The organism is Methylovulum miyakonense HT12 (assembly GCF_000384075.1).
Taxonomy (GTDB): domain Bacteria; phylum Pseudomonadota; class Gammaproteobacteria; order Methylococcales; family Methylomonadaceae; genus Methylovulum; species Methylovulum miyakonense.
The window spans coordinates 719502-737503 of the sequence record NZ_KB913025.1; the positions used below are offsets into that span (position 1 = coordinate 719502).

At 44.6% G+C, this 18002-nt stretch carries 28 protein-coding genes; 2 read left to right on the plus strand and 26 right to left on the minus strand.

Going from position 1 to position 18002, the window contains the following annotated elements; genetic code table 11:
- Positions 1-9: 9 nt before the first annotated feature.
- From argJ to METMI_RS0103735, 4 genes are read right to left on the minus strand one after another with little or no spacing between them, the layout of a single operon-like run.
- The gene (gene argJ, locus METMI_RS0103720; protein WP_019864898.1) at positions 10-1224 is read right to left on the minus strand and encodes a bifunctional glutamate N-acetyltransferase/amino-acid acetyltransferase ArgJ; all 1215 of its coding nucleotides are present in this window, start codon (positions 1222-1224) and stop codon (positions 10-12) included.
- Positions 1225-1266: 42 nt separating this feature from the next.
- The gene (locus METMI_RS0103725; RefSeq protein ID WP_019864899.1) at positions 1267-2412 is read right to left on the minus strand and encodes a cation diffusion facilitator family transporter; all 1146 of its coding nucleotides are present in this window, start codon (positions 2410-2412) and stop codon (positions 1267-1269) included.
- Positions 2412-2639, minus strand: coding sequence for a sulfurtransferase TusA family protein (locus METMI_RS0103730; protein WP_019864900.1), 228 nt, complete (start codon positions 2637-2639; stop codon positions 2412-2414). Before METMI_RS0103730 ends, METMI_RS0103725 begins: the two co-directional genes overlap by 1 nt.
- Positions 2636-3679, minus strand: a complete 1044-nt coding sequence (locus METMI_RS0103735) for a tRNA (5-methylaminomethyl-2-thiouridylate)-methyltransferase (protein ID WP_029151470.1) — start codon at positions 3677-3679, stop codon at positions 2636-2638. Before METMI_RS0103735 ends, METMI_RS0103730 begins: the two co-directional genes overlap by 4 nt.
- Positions 3680-3812: 133 nt before the next feature.
- On the opposite strand from METMI_RS0103735, the gene METMI_RS0103740 reads away from it, so the two are divergent.
- Entirely contained in the window at positions 3813-4964 is a 1152-nt protein-coding gene (locus METMI_RS0103740) for a PilT/PilU family type 4a pilus ATPase (protein ID WP_019864902.1), read from the plus strand.
- A gap of 66 nt (positions 4965-5030) precedes the next feature.
- Here METMI_RS0103740 and ampD read toward each other — a convergent pair whose 3' ends face one another.
- On the minus strand, positions 5031-5573 hold the full coding sequence (gene ampD, locus METMI_RS0103745) for a 1,6-anhydro-N-acetylmuramyl-L-alanine amidase AmpD (RefSeq protein WP_019864903.1): 543 nt from the start codon (positions 5571-5573) through the stop codon (positions 5031-5033).
- Positions 5574-5673: 100 nt separating this feature from the next.
- Between ampD and METMI_RS0103750 the strand changes: the two genes are divergently transcribed.
- A complete protein-coding gene (locus METMI_RS0103750; protein WP_019864904.1) occupies positions 5674-6897 on the plus strand; it encodes a competence/damage-inducible protein A in 1224 nt (407 codons plus the stop codon).
- 96 nt (positions 6898-6993) lie between these two features.
- Here METMI_RS0103750 and METMI_RS0103755 read toward each other — a convergent pair whose 3' ends face one another.
- From METMI_RS0103755 to rplP, 21 genes are all read right to left on the minus strand, one after another.
- Positions 6994-8319 (minus strand): hypothetical protein, encoded by a 1326-nt coding sequence (locus METMI_RS0103755; RefSeq protein ID WP_019864905.1) that lies wholly within the window; start codon positions 8317-8319, stop codon positions 6994-6996.
- 338 nt (positions 8320-8657) lie between these two features.
- Positions 8658-9020 (minus strand): 50S ribosomal protein L17, encoded by a 363-nt coding sequence (rplQ, locus tag METMI_RS0103760; RefSeq protein ID WP_029151471.1) that lies wholly within the window; start codon positions 9018-9020, stop codon positions 8658-8660.
- Between the two features lie 21 nt (positions 9021-9041).
- Positions 9042-10058 (minus strand): DNA-directed RNA polymerase subunit alpha, encoded by a 1017-nt coding sequence (locus tag METMI_RS0103765; RefSeq protein ID WP_019864907.1) that lies wholly within the window; start codon positions 10056-10058, stop codon positions 9042-9044.
- Positions 10059-10078: 20 nt separating this feature from the next.
- Positions 10079-10699, minus strand: a complete 621-nt coding sequence (rpsD, locus tag METMI_RS0103770; RefSeq protein WP_019864908.1) for a 30S ribosomal protein S4 — start codon at positions 10697-10699, stop codon at positions 10079-10081.
- A gap of 17 nt (positions 10700-10716) precedes the next feature.
- Positions 10717-11103, minus strand: coding sequence for a 30S ribosomal protein S11 (gene rpsK / locus METMI_RS0103775; protein WP_019864909.1), 387 nt, complete (start codon positions 11101-11103; stop codon positions 10717-10719).
- Between the two features lie 24 nt (positions 11104-11127).
- On the minus strand, positions 11128-11484 hold the full coding sequence (gene rpsM / locus METMI_RS0103780) for a 30S ribosomal protein S13 (protein WP_019864910.1): 357 nt from the start codon (positions 11482-11484) through the stop codon (positions 11128-11130).
- 76 nt (positions 11485-11560) lie between these two features.
- Positions 11561-11674 (minus strand): 50S ribosomal protein L36, encoded by a 114-nt coding sequence (rpmJ, locus tag METMI_RS26035; protein WP_083930166.1) that lies wholly within the window; start codon positions 11672-11674, stop codon positions 11561-11563.
- A 30-nt stretch (positions 11675-11704) separates the two neighbouring features.
- Positions 11705-13006, minus strand: a complete 1302-nt coding sequence (gene secY / locus METMI_RS0103790) for a preprotein translocase subunit SecY (RefSeq protein WP_019864911.1) — start codon at positions 13004-13006, stop codon at positions 11705-11707.
- Positions 13007-13032: 26 nt separating this feature from the next.
- Entirely contained in the window at positions 13033-13467 is a 435-nt protein-coding gene (gene rplO / locus METMI_RS0103795) for a 50S ribosomal protein L15 (RefSeq protein WP_019864912.1), read from the minus strand.
- Positions 13467-13652, minus strand: a complete 186-nt coding sequence (gene rpmD, locus METMI_RS0103800; protein ID WP_019864913.1) for a 50S ribosomal protein L30 — start codon at positions 13650-13652, stop codon at positions 13467-13469. The genes rplO and rpmD overlap by 1 nt, the downstream gene beginning before the upstream one ends.
- 5 nt (positions 13653-13657) lie before the next feature.
- Positions 13658-14164 (minus strand): 30S ribosomal protein S5, encoded by a 507-nt coding sequence (rpsE, locus tag METMI_RS0103805; protein WP_019864914.1) that lies wholly within the window; start codon positions 14162-14164, stop codon positions 13658-13660.
- A gap of 9 nt (positions 14165-14173) precedes the next feature.
- Positions 14174-14527, minus strand: coding sequence for a 50S ribosomal protein L18 (gene rplR / locus METMI_RS0103810; RefSeq protein ID WP_029151472.1), 354 nt, complete (start codon positions 14525-14527; stop codon positions 14174-14176).
- 9 nt (positions 14528-14536) lie between these two features.
- Positions 14537-15070, minus strand: a complete 534-nt coding sequence (gene rplF / locus METMI_RS0103815; RefSeq protein ID WP_019864916.1) for a 50S ribosomal protein L6 — start codon at positions 15068-15070, stop codon at positions 14537-14539.
- A 12-nt stretch (positions 15071-15082) separates the two neighbouring features.
- Complete coding sequence (rpsH, locus tag METMI_RS0103820) at positions 15083-15478, minus strand: 30S ribosomal protein S8 (protein WP_019864917.1); 396 nt, start codon at positions 15476-15478, stop codon at positions 15083-15085.
- Positions 15479-15509: 31 nt separating this feature from the next.
- Entirely contained in the window at positions 15510-15815 is a 306-nt protein-coding gene (gene rpsN, locus METMI_RS0103825) for a 30S ribosomal protein S14 (protein WP_029151473.1), read from the minus strand.
- Between the two features lie 13 nt (positions 15816-15828).
- Positions 15829-16368, minus strand: coding sequence for a 50S ribosomal protein L5 (rplE, locus tag METMI_RS0103830; protein ID WP_019864919.1), 540 nt, complete (start codon positions 16366-16368; stop codon positions 15829-15831).
- Between the two features lie 14 nt (positions 16369-16382).
- Positions 16383-16700 (minus strand): 50S ribosomal protein L24, encoded by a 318-nt coding sequence (gene rplX, locus METMI_RS0103835; RefSeq protein ID WP_019864920.1) that lies wholly within the window; start codon positions 16698-16700, stop codon positions 16383-16385.
- Positions 16701-16710: 10 nt separating this feature from the next.
- Positions 16711-17079 (minus strand): 50S ribosomal protein L14, encoded by a 369-nt coding sequence (gene rplN / locus METMI_RS0103840; RefSeq protein ID WP_019864921.1) that lies wholly within the window; start codon positions 17077-17079, stop codon positions 16711-16713.
- A 38-nt stretch (positions 17080-17117) separates the two neighbouring features.
- A complete protein-coding gene (gene rpsQ / locus METMI_RS0103845; protein ID WP_019864922.1) occupies positions 17118-17381 on the minus strand; it encodes a 30S ribosomal protein S17 in 264 nt (87 codons plus the stop codon).
- A 1-nt stretch (position 17382) separates the two neighbouring features.
- Entirely contained in the window at positions 17383-17574 is a 192-nt protein-coding gene (gene rpmC, locus METMI_RS0103850; protein WP_019864923.1) for a 50S ribosomal protein L29, read from the minus strand.
- Complete coding sequence (gene rplP / locus METMI_RS0103855; RefSeq protein ID WP_019864924.1) at positions 17574-17987, minus strand: 50S ribosomal protein L16; 414 nt, start codon at positions 17985-17987, stop codon at positions 17574-17576. Before rplP ends, rpmC begins: the two co-directional genes overlap by 1 nt.
- Positions 17988-18002 lie beyond the last annotated feature (15 nt).

The window sequence follows — 18002 nt, forward strand, 5'->3', positions numbered from 1 at the left end:
GATAATTCATCACGTCCGATATTCGGCGTTGATCTTGACGTAATCGTAAGAGAAATCGCAAGTCAACACTTCTTGGGTAAACGCGCCGCGCCCCAATTTAACGGTGATGGTGATTTCTGCCTTATCCATCACGGCTTGCCCGGCTTCCTCGGTGTAATCAAGCGCACGTCCGCCATTATTGACGATGCAAACATCGCCAAGATAAATTTGCACGTCTTCCAACACCATGGCCTCGACACCGGCGCGGCCCACTGCGGCAAGTATCCGCCCCCAATTCGGGTCACTGGCGAAAAAAGCGGTTTTCACCAAAGGCGAATGGGCGATGGTTTTAGCAACCCGCACCGCTTCTTCCTCACTTGCCGCTTCACCCACAATAATGCGCATCAGCTTGGTCGCGCCTTCACCGTCCCGCACGACCAGTTCGGCCAATTGCTTGCACACCTCCATCACTGCGGCGGCAAAAGCTTCATAATGCCCAGTCCCGGCAAGAATTTCCGGTGCGGCTGAACAGCCGCTCGCCAGCAAGACACAAGCGTCATTGGTGGACGTGTCGCCATCCACGGTGATGCGGTTAAATGATTGCTCCACCGCCGCCGCAAGGCATGCTTGCAATAGATCGGGTTTGACACACGCATCGGTCGCCATGAAAACCAGCAAGGTCGCCATATCCGGATGGATCATGCCCGCACCTTTGGCAATGCCGTTGATGGTGACGGAATGGCCGTCCACCATCAGCACCTTGCTGACGCCTTTCGGGAAGGTGTCGGTGGTCATAATCGCCTTTGCGGCTTTGCCCCAATGGCTTTCCGATAAATCCGCCACGGTGGCGGGCAATGTCGTGGTGATTTTCGCCATCGGCAACGGCTGGCCTATCACCCCCGTCGAAAAGGGCAGGACTTGCTGCGCCGTACCGCCGACTAACCCGGCCAGTTCAGCACAGCCCATCAGCGCGTCCTGCATGCCCTGTGCGCCCGTACCGGCATTGGCATTGCCGGAATTGACCAGCAACCAGCGCGGCGAGTGCGGCAAATGGGCTTTGGCAACTTGCACAGGCGCGGCGCAAAAGGCATTTTGCGTAAACACCGCCGCACAGCTTGACTGTTCCGGCATGGCGACCAGCAACAGGTCATCTTTTACCGTTTGTTTGATACCGGCACACGCAGTACCTAAAGTGACGCCGGCCACTGCCGGCATTTCTGGAAAATCACATTGTCCAACCGCCATAATTATCCTCGTTGTTAGGCTAGGGGCGCATCCGCCCCCACATTATAATTTAAAAAATACTTCTATATTATGCAGTTGCTGGACATTGGCTTGTAGCAGACGGCATTGTTTTTCCAGCAACGCCAGCTGTTCGGCTTGTCCAACCACAGTAAAGGGCAAGATGATTTCCACCTCGATGTGTTTGTCCAAATAATGGATACGGAATTCTGCAACGGTGGCATCCAGCCCGGCCAGATATTTGTCAAGCAACTGTTGCACCATCACCCGCGACAAAGGGGGGTCATTAGCGATAAAGTCCTGGTCATCTTCAGGATCCACATGCACCAGCACATCCAGCACATCGTCAAAACGGCTGATTAACCGGTCCCTGACCGCATCCCCAATACAATGCCCTTCTGAAACGGTGATCCGCGGATCGACGACAATATGCGCATCAATATAAGCATCTTCGCCCATACGGCGGGTACGCAGCAAATGGATGCCCTGCACCCCCTCAACGCCCAAAATCACTTTGTGGATTTCAGTGACCAAGGATGGCGGCAAAGACGTGTCAACCAGTTCCTTGATGCTATCGAACACCAAATTTATGCCGATCTTAGCGACCATCAGCGCAACCACCGCCGCCGCTATCGCATCGGCAAACGGGTAGCCCTGCAAAACACCGATAATGCCGCATAACACCACCAACGATGACAGCGCGTCACTTCGTTGGTGCCAGGCATTTGCCATCAGCAATTTCGAACGCGTGGCTTTGGCGATACGCTTGGTGTAATGATAGAGCCATTCGTTAAGCAAAATCGACACGGCGGCGATGCCCAAGGTATTCATTTCAGGAATTGGCAGCGTTTCTGGGTGATGCACCCGTTCCAGAATATGCCAGATAATCGCCGCGCCAATGCCTATTAAGCTGACCCCCAAAATCACCGTGGCGATGGTCTCAAAACGGCGATGGCCATAAGGATGGTCGCCATCGGCTTCGCGGCTGCCAAACCTGACCGCGACAATCACCAGCAAATCACTCAGCAAATCCGATAAGGAATGGATGCCATCCGCCAACAATGCCGCCGATTGCCCCACAATCCCAAACGTCAATTTAATCAATGTCTGCAACACATTGATTGCCGCCCCAACTAAGCTGGCCCGTTTTTTCAGCTTATCGGCTGCTGCCGAACCCTTGATCTCCGCCATTAAGTGCCCACTTCCAAAACAATGAAATATTCATGGTCGCCAGACCGGGTCTCCAACACCTTATGCCCATTGATGCGGCACCAAGCGGGGATGTCCTGCATGATGCCCGGGTCAGTGCCGGCCACTTCCAGCACGTCGCCAGGCTGCAATTGCTTGACTTTGTCTTGGGTGCGGATAACCGGCAAGGGGCAGAGCAAGCGGCGGGTGTTTAGGGTTTCTTTAATCATATATACCAATTTTTAGGGATCTCAGCCTTTGGTAACGGCGTGACGGGGACGACCCTCTCCAGGCCATCCTTATCGAGGATCGCAACATCCACTTGTTCCGCTTCGCGCCCTTGCCCAAAACGCGCCGTTATCCGGGCGGCGAGGAACAAATCTTCCGCTGACGGTTCCCCGTCCAGCAATACCAATGGCCCGTTATGGCTAACCGACACCAGACTGATGTAATCTTTCTTATAGCCTTGTAAAAACCGTCCCTCGCCTTCTTCACGGGCGACAATCAATTTAAAGTTCGGCGCAGGGCGGATGTGGCGGCCGACTTTCAACAGCATGACATCGTCAAGTTCGTAGTCTTTTGTGCCTTGCGCCTGCCATAAATCGACCAGTTTTGCCGTGTAAAACTTATCAACCAGAAAACAACAGCCGCCAGCGGGTTGGGAATAGTCGTCGATACCAAACTGCTCCGCCATCGCCATCTGGGGTTTGCGCGACCGCCCGGTGATGTCGTGGAGCTTTTCCCGGTCGACCCAACCTTCGCGCTCCGGCAGGGTTTCCGGCAAATTTTTTGCGCATAAGGGGCGCAGCAATAAATCGTCTGCACCCGATTGTTTTGCGACGATAGGCATGGTGTTTTTGCGTTGTGACATAGGCCGTTGCCCGATCACTTCACCGGTAATGATAAAATCAAAGTTATTCTCTACCAGCCATCGTTTGGCGCGGTTGACCATAAAAATTTTGCAATCCAAGCATGGGTTCAAGTGCGCCCCGTAACCGTGTTTTGGGTTAATCAGCACGTTTTTATATTCTTCGATGACATCGACGATATGCAACTTTATACCGAGTTGTTCGGCAACCCACAAGGCGTTATTGCGCTTGGGTTTGGCCTTATCCTTGTCCCGGATGGCGTGGGTGTGGCCTTCGACACAAAAACCCGTGAAAAAATTGATGCCTTCAACATGGACGCCTTGTTCCATGACGGTTTTGGCTGCGAGCATGGAGTCCAAACCGCCGGAAATAAGTGCCACTGCTTTTCTTTGCTGATTCATATCCTTTAAGTGATTACGGTAGTTGTCTGATAGTTATCTGAAAAATCAGGCATTATACGCGGATATTATTTAAACTGGCGCCCTCTTCTTTATTTGCTAAACTTAGGCACATTTCCCCTCAAGCGAGCTTTTTATGGAATTTAAAGATTATTTGACCATCCTTGTCCGTCATGACGGCTCTGACCTTTACCTGACCGTAGATGCCCCACCTGCCGCCAAATTCCAAGGGGTGCTTAAGCCTTTGGAAAACGTGAAATTGACGAACGAAAAACTGAAAGAAATCGCCTTCGGTTTAATGGATGACGACCAGAAAAAAGCATTTGAAGTGATACCAGAAATGAACCTGGCGATTTCCGAACCTGGGATAGGGCGTTTTCGGGTGAATATTTTCAAACAACGCAATAATTTCGCGCTGGTCATCCGTAATATCAAAGTGGAAATCCCCAATGCCGACAAATTGGGTTTGCCCGAAATCCTGAAAAAAACCATTATGGAAAAACGGGGGCTGATCTTATTTGTCGGCGGCACGGGTTCAGGAAAATCGACGTCCTTGGCGGCATTGATTGACCATCGCAACACCCATTCATCCGGCCATATCATCACCATTGAAGACCCTATCGAATATATCCATCCGCACAAGAAATCGCTGGTCAACCAGCGTGAGGTCGGCGTCGACACCATGAGCTATGAAGACGCCCTGAAAAACACCTTGCGCCAAGCCCCCGATGTGATCCTGATTGGTGAGATCCGTAGCCGTGAAACCATGGAACATGCGCTGGCGTTCGCCGAAACCGGCCATTTGTGTTTGTCGACCTTGCACGCGAATAACTCGAACCAAGCCCTGGACCGTATCCTCAATTTTTTCCCTGAGGAACGCCACAACCAGTTATTGTTGGATTTGTCGCTGAATTTAAAAGCCTTTGTTTCGCAACGGCTGGTACCGACCATTGAGGGCAAACGTGTTGCGGCAATTGAAATCCTATTGTCTTCGCAATTGGTAAGGGATTTGATCCTGAAAGGGGAAATCCAAAATATCAAAGAAGCGATGGAAAAGTCAGAAAATATCGGTATGCAAACGTTTGATAGCCATTTGATGCGGCTGTTTAAAGAAGGCGTCATTTCCCTGGAAGACGCCTTGCAAAACTCGGATTCGCCCAATAACTTAAAGTTGAAAATCAGCTTAAGCGAAGGCTTTGGATCAAAATCACCCGTTAGCGACAAGACCATAGCAAACAGCTTATCGCTACAGGACATACACAAAGAAGAGGGTGAGGGCGAACACTAGCCATCCACTCCGCCCAATGTGTCAAACAGGGAAAACCGAATGCTTGGAAGCTTTTGGCAAAGGCCATTATTCCAACAGGCGGTACAAGCGCCGCCAATCAAAAGACGGGCCAGGGTCGGTTTTCCTCCCCGGCGCAATGTCGCTATGGGCAGCGATACGTTGTTTTGATAGGCCTGGATAATGGGCCAATAAGGCGCGGATTAGCGTGGACAATCGTTGATATTGCCTGTCCGTGTAAGCAACTAGCTCTGTGCCTTCAAGTTCAATGCCAATCGAGAAATCATTACAACGGTCGCGCCCCTGGTAACTCGATTGCCCTGCATGCCACGCTCGCCGGTCAAATGGCACATATTGGACGCAAGCACCGTCCCGTTTGACCAGGACATGGGCAGATACCTTAAGCTGATAAATTTCTTTGAAGTAAGGGTGGCCATCAGGATCCAACTGGTTGCAAAACAACTGGTCAATATAAGCATTACCAAATTCACCGGGCGGCAAACTGATGCAGTGGATGACCACTAGGGAAATATCTGAAGGGTCAGGGCGTTCGTCATAATTGGGTGAAACGATGCGGGCGGCATCAGCCAACCAATGTTGCTTGATATCCATAAAAATTAACGCGGCAAGTAAAACTCAAAGGCACTTATTATTAGAGATGTAATGATGCCGTACAAATTTTGATAACACCACATATTAAATGGGCACAGACATGAACCCAACGCTGGAAATTTTCTCGCAAGGCGAAGAAATTGTCACAGGCCAGACAGTAGACACCAATGCGGCATGGCTATCACAACAAGCGATAAATTTAGGTTTTACCGTAACCAGGCATACCGCAGTAGGCGATAAACTAGAAGATTTAGTGGCGTTACTGAAGGAAATCGCCCGGCGTGCCGATTGCTGCATTTGCACTGGCGGCTTAGGGCCGACTATTGATGATTTGACCGCAGAAGCGGTTGCCCAAGCGTTTGCATTGCCACTCGTTTTCGACGAAATGGCTTTTGCCCAAATCCAACAGTTTTTTATCCAACGCCAACGCGTAATGCCTGCATTAAACCGCAAACAGGCCATGCTACCTCTAGGCGCATTGCGGCTGGATAACGAATGGGGCACGGCACCAGGCTTTTCCCTTCAATACGGCGGTTGCTGGCTAGTTTTCTTACCCGGGGTGCCTTCGGAAATGAAACCCATGTTCCTTGAAAAAATCCTGCCACTATTACCCATCCGTTTTGCCTTGAACCCCAACTCTTTGGTTTGTATAAAAACTTTTGGCATAGGTGAGTCCGATATTCAGCAACGCATTGATTCCATTAAAATTCCCGCATCAGTCCAACTAGGTTTTCGTGCCAGCCTCATGGATGTCCAAACCAAACTGCTGTTCCCTTCCAATTTCCCCAAATCTGAACGGACAACTTTAATTGATAACATTGTTGGATTATTGGGTGACGCTGTTTTTTCAATAGAGCATCAAGGTGAGGCTTCAAATGATTTGCCCGGGGTTGTCGATCATTTGATGGACAAAGGCCAGCATACCTTGGCGGTCTTGGAAACGGCTAGCCAAGGCCTATTGGCTAGCATGTGTATCGGCGCGGATTGGCTGTTGGAATCGGGCTTCGGACAACCCCTGGAGCGTATCGGGCAAAAAATGGGCATCACCATTGATACGGGAAACCTATACGAAACGGCCAAACAATTGACCGTTGCCCTACAAAAAACCAGCCAGGCAGAATTCACGCTGGTTCAACTATACGCTGGCGGCCGTAATGCCTTTAACGACAAGAAACAATCCATTACCATTTATAATGTCCTCCTTGCCAAGGGGGGTTATCAACAAACTACCCACATTATAGCTGGCACCATTAAACGCAAACAAAATCAAGCGGCACTATTATCTTTGGACATGCTGCGGCGTTATTTACAATTTGGGCAATAGGCGGCGAAATTAGCCTTAAGACGTAGAATGCCCACAAAAAGATTACAACAACGGTAGGGACAGTAACGCCCCTACCACTTGATAATGTTTTTACTGCTATTGCTTAGCGTTAAAAGACGTCATTTTTTGATAAAAATCCTTCAGTTGCCTAGGGATTTGATTGTTGTTTTCTTCAGCGACGACAATTTGTCCTTTATCCGCTTGAACTGTCTGGCGTGGGGAAGGCTGAATTTTCCCAAACTGTTTTTTTACAGAATTGAACCAGTGCGACTTATCTTGTAACGATGCAGGATCAGATTTTTGGGCAGGCTGCGGCTCCAAAATGGATTGGGCCTTTTCCTCCAAACCAGGCGGGCCCAATGCTTCGATTGGCAAGTTTCCAAGTGTTTTTTCCTCATTGGCCTGCTTGGATTCAGAAGATACAAATTGTGGGCTTACTTTTTCACCTGGACTAAAATCTGTTTTAATGCTGTTTATCCATTTAGTGAACAAACCCGTTGGGCCATTGGGAGTTCCTGTTGTAAGGCCGGCATCTTTCAATCCTGTCACGGTTGGCGCTTCAACTTGAATGGGTTCCGCTGGGGGTTCCTCAACCACAAGCGGCTTTATAACGTCAGCCACATAATCAGTTTTATCAGCTAAGTTTGCTTCCGACGCCTTATTTTTGAGTACCGCCAGATTTAAGTCATTGAACACCTTCATCCGATCCAATTCAAGCTTTTCAATTTGAACTTTGTAAGCCCTATTCTTTTCCTTCAACTTTAGCAGCGAACCTTTGATTTCATCGTAATCAGATTTACAAGCCAACGCCTCATTTAAACGGCGTATCTCTTGTGCAGACAAATTCAGGTCATTGAATTCCTTCATCCTGGCCAATTCTAGCCCACCAATCCTTGCTTTATAATCACGGTTTTTTATCTGGACATTTGCCAATCTATTTTCGGTTGCTGTTTGTAAGTCACTTTGTTCGCCGACCGTCCTATTTAGCTCCTCAAGCTGCATCTGGTAATCTTGCACACTACTTTGCAGGCCATTTATCCGGTCTAATAACTGGGTAACAACGTGTTCTTGTTTTTTCCATAGATTCTCAAGGTTATCCATATCAACATCTTGATCAGAATCGGAAGCCAAGCCGTTACCGGCGGCCTCCAGAAAACTTATCGCCTGCGTAGTATATTGCCCAACTTGGGTTTTATATTCTAAGAATTCATCTTCCAACTGTTGTATTCTCCCCTCCGAGGCCAAAAGCTGTTCTTGGGCGGTTTTGGCAAGCACCAAATCACCCTTCAACTTAAATATTTTCTTACGGTAACCGGACGCCATTAGCAAGCACAGTAAAAGACAAAAAACCACAAAACCCGCCACACCATAAACAACAGCATTAGCAGAACCATTTTGAATCATGGATAAATACATTTGCATAACTCCTCCTCTAAAAATAAGCTTCCAAAAAGGGCGGCAGTGTAAAAGGACATTGTCAACATAAACAATGAGCGATACCTACCATCTTGTAGTAATTGGATTGAAAGCTTTAAAAACGATGTGTAATCCCCTTCCCTAAACTCAAGGAAATCAAAGAAATACTAACTGATGTCATGTCCGCGAATCCAGACAATTTTTTAAATGGCATAAAGCTAAATTTAAAAATATCAGATGGACGAAACCAATAAAATATAGTTAAAAAAAAACCCGATATTGTTAATAAACAACATCGGGTTTTTTTTTTAGCTATTTAATTTGCCTTGGTATGGCAATTAAAATTATTCAGGTTTATCGACCAGTTCAACGTAGGCCATTGGCGTATCATCACCTGTCCTAAATCCGCATTTCATAATGCGTAAGTAACCACCTGACCTATTTTTATATCTTGGACCCAATTCGTTAAATAATTTAGTCACCATGTCACGGTCACGCAATTTAGCAAACGCCAACCGTCTTTTCGCCACGCTATCTTCTTTAGATAAAGTGATTAAAGGCTCGGCAAAGCCCCTTAACTCTTTAGCCTTAGGCAAGGTCGTTTTGATTAATTCATGCTTAAACAAAGAATTAGCCATGTTACTGAATAGAGCCTTGCGATGGCTGCTATTCATGTTAAATTTTCTACCTGATTTACGATGTCTCATTGTAATGATGACCTAATAAAATTAATGTGTTGATGAATGAGATTGATCTGCTAGATTGTCAGGCGGCCAGTTTTCTAAACGCATACCTAATGACAAACCTTTTAGGGCAAGAATATCCTTTATTTCTGTAAGTGACTTTTTGCCCAGATTAGGGGTTTTCAATAATTCAACTTCAGTACGCTGAATCAGGTCACCGATATAGAAAATATTTTCAGCTTTTAAGCAGTTAGCCGAACGAACAGTCAACTCAAGATCATCAACTGGCCGAAGTAAAACAGGCTCAAATATCTCTTCGACCTCTATCTTTTCCTCTTCAAGCAGGTCATTTACCTTCTCAAAATCAACGAAGACGGACAATTGCTCATGCAATATGGTCGCAGCCAGTTTAATAGTTTCTTCGGGATCTACAGTTCCATTTGTTTCAAGCTCAATAATTAACTTATCTAAGTTAGTACGCTGTTCAACACGGGTACTTTCAACTTGATAAGAAACCTTGACTATAGGGCTATACGAAGCATCCAATTGCAAAGACCCCATAACTGGGGCATTATAATTCGGCAGAGATTTACGTACACTTACTGGCTCATATCCCCTGCCGCGACGAACCCTGAGCTTCATGTTTAACACACCGGCTTGGGTCAGGTTAGCAATAACTAAATCAGGATTTACAATTTCAACATCATGGGGAAGAGTAATGTCGCCCGCTGTTACACTACCAGCACCATTCTTTGTCAATGTAAGCTCAACTTCATCTTTTGAATGCAATATAACAGCCAATTTCTTCAAGTTAAGGAGTATATCAATGACGTCTTCTTGTACCCCTTCTATAGTGGTGTATTCATGAAGGACACCTTCAATCTCCACATCAGTGACTGCACAACCGGGAATTGTAGATAATAAAACTCGTCTCAATGCATTTCCAAGCGAATGCCCAAAACCACGCTCAAGTGGCTCAATGACGATTCTAGAATGGTTTGGGGTTTTATTTACAACCTCAACAAGACGAGGCTTCAATAAGCCAGAAATAGAATTCTGCATTTATATCCCTCGAATTTCAATTATTTAGAGTAAAGCTCAACTACTAACTGTTCATTAATATCGCTACCTAAGTCAACACGATCAGGCAATGAATTGAAAGTACCTGTCATAGTTTTTGGATTGACATCAACCCAAGCAGGAAAACCATATTGCTCAGTTACAGTTAAGGCATCAACAATTCGTTGTTGTTTTTTTGCCTTTTCCCGAATGCTTAAAACGTCGCCAGGAACAACCTGATAAGAAGGGATGTTAATCAATCCACCATTTACTTGGATGGATTTGTGGCTCACCAATTGGCGGGCTTCGGCTCTGGTGCAGGCAAACCCCATGCGATAAACGACATTATCAAGCCTAGACTCAAGAAGATTCAAAAGATTTTCGCCCGTTGCACCCTTCTTCATATCTGCGATTTTATAATAATTTCGGAATTGCTTTTCTAGCACACCATAAATACGGCGTAAACGCTGCTTAGCTCTTAACTGAATAGCATAATCAGAATTTCTAGCTCGTTTAGTACCGTGCTGACCAGGCTTCTGGTCTAATTTACATTTACTTTCTAAAGACTTGCCTCTACTTTTTAAAAGCAGATCTGCGCCTTCTCTACGACTTAACTTACAGGTAGGACCAAGATATCTTGCCATATTATTACTCCAAATCTTTATACGCGGCGTTTCTTAGGTGGACGGCAACCATTGTGAGGAATGGGAGTGACATCAATAATATTGTTAATCTTAAATCCTAAGTTGTTCAAAGAACGAACAGCCGACTCACGTCCAGGACCAGGGCCTTTAACTAGCACATCCAAGTTTTTCATCCCAAACTCTTGAGCAACTATACCGGCCTTTTCAGCTGCAACCTGGGCTGCAAAGGGTGTACTTTTTCTGGATCCACGGAATCCAGAGCCACCCGAGGTCGCCCAAGATAGTGCATTTCCCTTTCTATCTGTGATAGTAATTATTGTATTGTTAAAAGATGCATGCACATGGACTATACCATCCGCCACTTCTTTTTTGATACGTTTTCTTGAACGATTTGGACTAGCCATTACTTTTTCTCTTAAAAGAATATTTTATTTTCTGATTGGTTTACGTGGACCTTTTCTAGTCCTGGCATTTGTTCTTGTTCTTTGCCCCCTCAAAGGAAGGCCGCGTCTATGCCTAATACCGCGATAACAACCTAGATCCATTAAGCGTTTAATATTCATAGAAACTTCGCGCCGAAGATCACCTTCCACTGTCATCTTAGAAACAACTCCACGAATCATTTCTAGTTGATCTTCTGTTAACTCTTTTATTTTAATGGACGGTAATATACCTACTTCCGAACAAATTTCAGTTGCAGTTTGACGCCCAATCCCATAAATTGCAGTTAAGGCAATAACTGCATGCTTATGATCTGGTACATTTATCCCGGCAATACGTGCCATTCAGTTACTCCCCTGAGTAATATTCTAAAGTTAAGTGCCGAATTATAGCACAATAGAAATAATGTTAACAAAAAAATCAACCTTGCCGTTGTTTATGACGTCCATCCAGACAAATAACCCTAACGACACCATTTCTTTTCACTATTTTACAATTCCTACATATTTTTTTTACAGAAGCACGAACTTTCATCACAAACCCCTAAGCGTTCTTACAATAAAATTATTTTTTTAAATTGGCTTTTTTCATTAAGCCTTCATACTGCTGGGACATGACATGGGTCTGCATTTGAGAAATAAAGTCCATGACAACCACAACAATGATCAACAAAGAAGTGCCACCAAAATAAAAAGGGACATTCCAATACACTATTAAAAACTCTGGCAACAAACAAACCAAGGTTATATAAAACGCCCCGATCAACGTCAATCGGGTCATAACCTTATCAATATACATACTGGTTTGAATACCAGGCCTAATACCAGGTAAGAATGCACCGGATTTTTTTAAATTCTCGGCCGTTTCTTTTGAGTTAAATACCAGCGCGGTATAAAAGAAACAGAAAAACACGATCGCAGAGGCATACAGCAATACATAGACCGGCTGTCCAGGAGACAACATAGTTGCAATATCCTGAAGCCAATTAAACCCTTCGGCGTTTCCGAACCAACCAGCAATTGTTGCAGGGAACAATATGATACTGGAAGCAAATATGGGCGGTATAACCCCGGCCATATTTATCTTTAAGGGTAAAAAACTACTTTGTGCGGCATAAAGCTTACGACCCTGCTGGCGCTTTGGGTAATTTATCAGTATTCTTCTTTGCCCTCTTTCTACAAATACGACCAAAGCCGTCACACCGACAGATAAAAGGAAGAGCAAAATAATAAATGCTCCATTCATCTCACCCGTCCTAGCAAGTTCTAATGTGCCACCAACAGCCTTAGGCAACCCAGAAACAATACCAGCAAAGATTATCATTGAAATACCATTGCCAATACCGCGCTCGGTGACCTGCTCGCCCAACCACATCAGGAACACTGTACCAGTCACTAACGTGATTGTGGTTACTGCTATAAACCCAATGCCAGGAGCCAGAACCACGGAAAGGCCTCCTGCAGTTTGGTTTTGCAGAGCCAAGGAAATACCGATCGCTTGAAATGTAGCTAAAACAACTGTGCCATATCTGGTAAATTGTGATATTTTCCTTCTACCCGCCTCACCCTCTTTCTTCATTTGCTCCATGGAAGGGATAACGACCGTCATCAACTGCATAATGATTGATGCAGAAATGTAGGGCATTATACCAAGAGCAAACAGACTAAGTCTCATAAGGGCACCACCGGAAAACATGTTAAACATGTCTAGTATTGAGCCGCTTTGCTGTTCAAACATTATGGCAAGAGCCTTAGGGTCTATTCCGGGAACCGGAATATGTGCACCAACGCGATATACAACAAAAGCCCCTAATACAAAAAGCAGCCTTGCCTGTAGCTCTGAAAAATTGCCGAGCTTATTAGCCATTTGAACTTTTGAAGTACTCACCTTAATTAAGCCTCTATTTTTCCACCAAGCGATTCAATAGCTTCTTTAGCACCGCTTGTTACGTTAATGCCTTTTATGGTAACTGCTTTGGTAAGATCGCCAGATTTTATTATCTTGGCCTTTTTTGTAAAAATAGGCACAATATTCGCCTTAATTAGGACTTTCAGATCAATAATTTCTGAATCCAGCCCATTCAATTCACTTAGACGCACTTCAGCAGAATACTTACCTGATTGTGAGATGAAACCAATTTTTGGCAGCCGACGTTGAAGAGGCATCTGCCCCCCTTCAAAACCCACTTTATGGAACCCGCCGCTTCTTGCCTTTTGCCCCTTATGCCCTCTTCCGCATGTTTTACCAAGAGTACAACCTATTCCACGACCCACTCGTTTGGCTTTTTTCCGCGATCCTTCACTTGCCTGTATCGTATTCAGAAACATTACAATTCCTCAACTTTTAGCATGTACGATATTTTATTTATCATGCCTCTGTTTTCCGGTGTATCCAGCACTTCAACGGTTTGATGGATTTTCCGCAAACCAAGCCCTTTTAAACACGCTTGATGCCTAGGAAGGCGACCAAACTTACTTTTAATCATCGTTACATTCAACTTAGTAGTAGCCATCTGATTTATCCGATTATTTGATCAGGCGATAAACCGCGTTTAGCAGCGATCTGGTTTATGTTATGCATTCCAGTAAGACCATTAATGGTTGCCCTAACAACGTTAATTGGATTATTAGTGCCAATACATTTTGCCAACACATTATGCACGCCAACAACTTCAAAAACAGCCCTCATCGCTCCGCCAGCAATGATACCGGTACCTTCAGATGCAGGTTGCATATAAACCTTAGCGGCACCTGTAGTATTCATGATAGGGTACTGAAGGGTATCTCCCTTCAAAGAGACCTTACGCATATTTTTACGCGCTTGTTCCAGGGACTTCTGGATTGCAATCGGAACTTCACGAGCTTTGCTAACCCCATAACCAACCCGCCCCGCGCCGTCACCCACCACAGTAAGGGCAGTAAATCCGAAAACTCTACCACCTTTAACAACCTTGGCAACCCGTCTCACATTTACGAGTTTTTCTTGCAAACCATCAATACTGCCCTGAGCAGGTGCTGTAGACATTTTATTCTCCTAAAACTTTAAACCAACTTCACGGGCAGCATCAGCTAATGCTTTCACGCGACCATGATATTTAAAACCTGATCGATCGAAAGCAACCTCGGTAATACCAGCAGCAAGAGCTTTCTCGGCAATTTTCTTACCTACTTCAATAGCCGCCTGTACGTTATCGGTATTTTTCAATAGCGACTTAATCTCTGTTTGTGTTGTCGACGCGCTCACCAAAGTGCTTGAACCGTCACCGCTGATTATCTGGGCATAGATATGCTGGGAAGTCTTATGAACCGATAAGCGGATGGCGTTTAATTTTTTTATTTTGCAACGCAATTTTAATGCGCGCTTCATTCGAGTTTGCTTTTTTTGCATCACGCCACCTTATTTCTTCTTAGCTTCTTTCTTGATAACATTCTCTTCAGCATATCTGACACCTTTACCTTTATACGGCTCTGGAGGACGATATGCCCTAATTTTAGCAGCTACCTGACCAATTTGTTGCTTATCGCTACCTTTGATAATAATCTCAGTTTGGCTTGGAGTTTCAATCGTAACGCCAGCAGGAACTTCAAAATCAACAGGATGGGAATAGCCTAAAGCCAAACTCAAAATCTTATCTTTAGCCTGAGCCCTATAACCAACACCAATTAAGGTCAGCTTTCTTTCAAAACCAGCAGAAACACCAGCAACCATATTACTGACAATCGCCCGTGCAGTACCCGCTTGAGCGGTCGCAACCTTATCATCCCTATTCCAAACCACTTGAAGTACGTTATCAGCAATATCGACACTGACAGCAGGATTAAGCGTAAATGACAACTGACCCTTAGCTCCTTTAACGGTCATATGGTTGTCTTCAATTTTTATATCTACACCCTTAGGTATAGTGATTGGGGCTTTAGCAATTCTTGACATAACACGCCTACATTAACAAACAGTACAAATGACTTCGCCGCCATGCCCGATAGCACGTGCAGCCCGGTCAGTCATAACACCATTTGATGTTGAAACAATAGCAATACCCAAACCACCAAGAACCTTTGGCAACTCATCTTTGGACTTATAGATGCGTAAGCCGGGTCTACTAATTCTTTTAATATTCTCGATAACTGGAACACCCTTATAGTATTTCAGCTCGACTGTCATTTCGATGTGATTACCTACCGTTTCCGTACTAAAATCGGTTATATAACCTTCCTCTTTCAATACCTTTGCTATTGACACTTTCAATTTTGAAGACGGCTGCTTGATAAACTTCTTACCCGCTGATTGGCCGTTTCTGATGCGTGTCAGCATATCCGCTACAGGATCTGTCATACTCATTATTAATTCTCCTAACTCGATCTACCAGATATTACCAGCTAGCCTTGACTAAGCCAGGCACGTCACCACGCATAGTGGCTTCTCTCAGCTTATTCCGGCTAAGGCCAAACTTACGATAATATCCGTGCGGACGACCAGTTAAATTACAACGGTTACGCACTCTGGACACGCTCGAATCCCGCGGCATTTTTTGCAATTGCAATTGAGCCAACTCTTTATCTTCAAACGATGTATTAGGGCTTCTAATCGCTTCCTTCAAAGCATTACGTTTAGCGCTGTGTTTTTTTACCAATTTTTTACGCTTGTCTTCACGAGCGATCATTGATTTCTTTGCCATGATAAACCTAACCTTAGCTCTTGAATGGAAAATTGAACAATTTCAGCAAAGCCAAACCTTCTTCATTTGTCCGCGCTGTCGTAGTAATGGTAATATCCATGCCTCGTAAAGCATCAATTTTATCGTAATCAATTTCTGGAAAGATAATCTGCTCTTTGACGCCCATTGAATAGTTACCTCGCCCATCAAAACTTTTAGGGCTTAGGCCTCTAAAGTCACGAATCCGAGGAATAGAGATACTAATGAGCCGATCTAAAAACTCATACATCTTCTCGCTACGCAAGGTCACTTTGCAACCAATAGGCATATCGTCACGAATTTTAAAACCCGCAATAGATTTCCTGGCCAACGTGACCACAGGTTTTTGCCCCGCGATCTTTTCCATATCGGCAACTGCTGACTGCAACACTTTTTTGTCTGTGACTGCGCCGCTTACCCCCATATTTAGGGTAATTTTAGTAATTCTTGGAGCTTGCATAACAGATTTATATGAAAACTGTTGCATTAAAGCTGGAAGCACTGTCTCTTTATATGTATCTTTTAATCTGGCCATAACCCATCTACACCTTAATTATCAACGACTTGACTGGTAGATTTAAAGTATCTGACTTTTTTTCCATCTTCCAATATCCTAAAGCCAATACGATCCGCCTTCTTTGTCACAGGATTATACAAACCAATATTAGAAATATGGATAGGCATATCTTTTACTATGATGCCCCCAGAAACTCCGGTATTTGGATTCGCTTTCTGCGTTTTTTTGGCTTGATTGACCCCTTCAACCAACACCTTATCATTCTTAAGTATTTGGGTTACGCGCCCACTCTTACCCTTATCTTTTCCAGTACGGATGATAACGTCATCACCTTTCTTTATTTTTTGCATTATTTTCCCCTTACAATACTTCAGGAGCCAAAGAGATAATTTTCATAAATTTTTCCCCTCTAAGCTCACGTGTAACTGGGCCAAAAATACGCGTACCCAAAGGTTGCAAGTTATTGTTTAAAATGACCGCCGCGTTACCATCAAAACGAATCAACGAGCCATCCGGGCGGCGAACCCCTTTACGGGTTCTTACGACCAAGGCATTGTAAACTTCGCCTTTTTTTACTCTTCCACGCGGAATCGCATCTTTTATACTGACTTTGATAATATCACCAATGCCTGCATAACGCCGATGTGAGCCGCCTAGGACTTTGATACACATGACCTTTTTTGCACCGCTATTATCGGCGACGTCAAGGTTAGTTTGCATCTGAATCATGATCTATTCCTAATTTGACTATGTATAAATAGCTACTGCTATTTGTTAGAACTTTCTAAGACCTGAACAAGCTTGAAGGTTTTGTTTTTTGACATCGGCCTGCAAGATGTAATTGCAACAATATCACCTTCCTGGCAAACATTATTTTCATCATGCGCCATCATCTTGGTTGACCGTTTTATATATTTCCCATAAACAGGATGCTTTACGACACGCTCAACCAAAACTGTAATAGTTTTGTCCATTTTATTGCTGACAACCTTACCGGAAATGGTTCTCAGCTTGGTAACATTTTCGCTCATATCATGCACCTACCATTTGAGTCAATACTGTTTGGATACGTGCGATATCACGTCTTACTTTTTTCACTTGGTCTGACTTAGATAGCTGGCCTGTGGCCTTTTGCATCCTAAGGTTAAACCGCTCGCGTGACAATTCGAGTAACATAGCCTGCAATTCGGCTTTGGTTTTTTGACGTAAATCTGTTGCTTTCATTACATTATTGTCCGAACAGTAAAGAGTGTTTTTAATGGCAACTTAGCTGCAGCAAGTGTAAAGGCTTCACGAGCCAATTCTTCAGATACACCTTGAATTTCATAAAGCATAGTGCCAGGCCTAATTTGTGCAACCCAGTATTCTACACTACCTTTTCCTTTTCCCATACGAACTTCTAAAGGTTTTTTGGTAATTGGCTTGTCAGGAAAAATTCTGATCCAGATTTTGCCGCCACGCTTTACATGACGCGTTATTGTTCTTCTAGCAGATTCAATCTGGCGTGCAGTCAATCTGCCACGACTTACTGATTTTAATCCGTACTCACCAAAGCTCACGGAAGAGCCTTTAACAGCCGTTCCGTTGTTTCTGCCTTTATGTTGCTTGCGAAATTTTGTTCTTTTAGGTTGAAGCATAACTTTTTCCCTTCA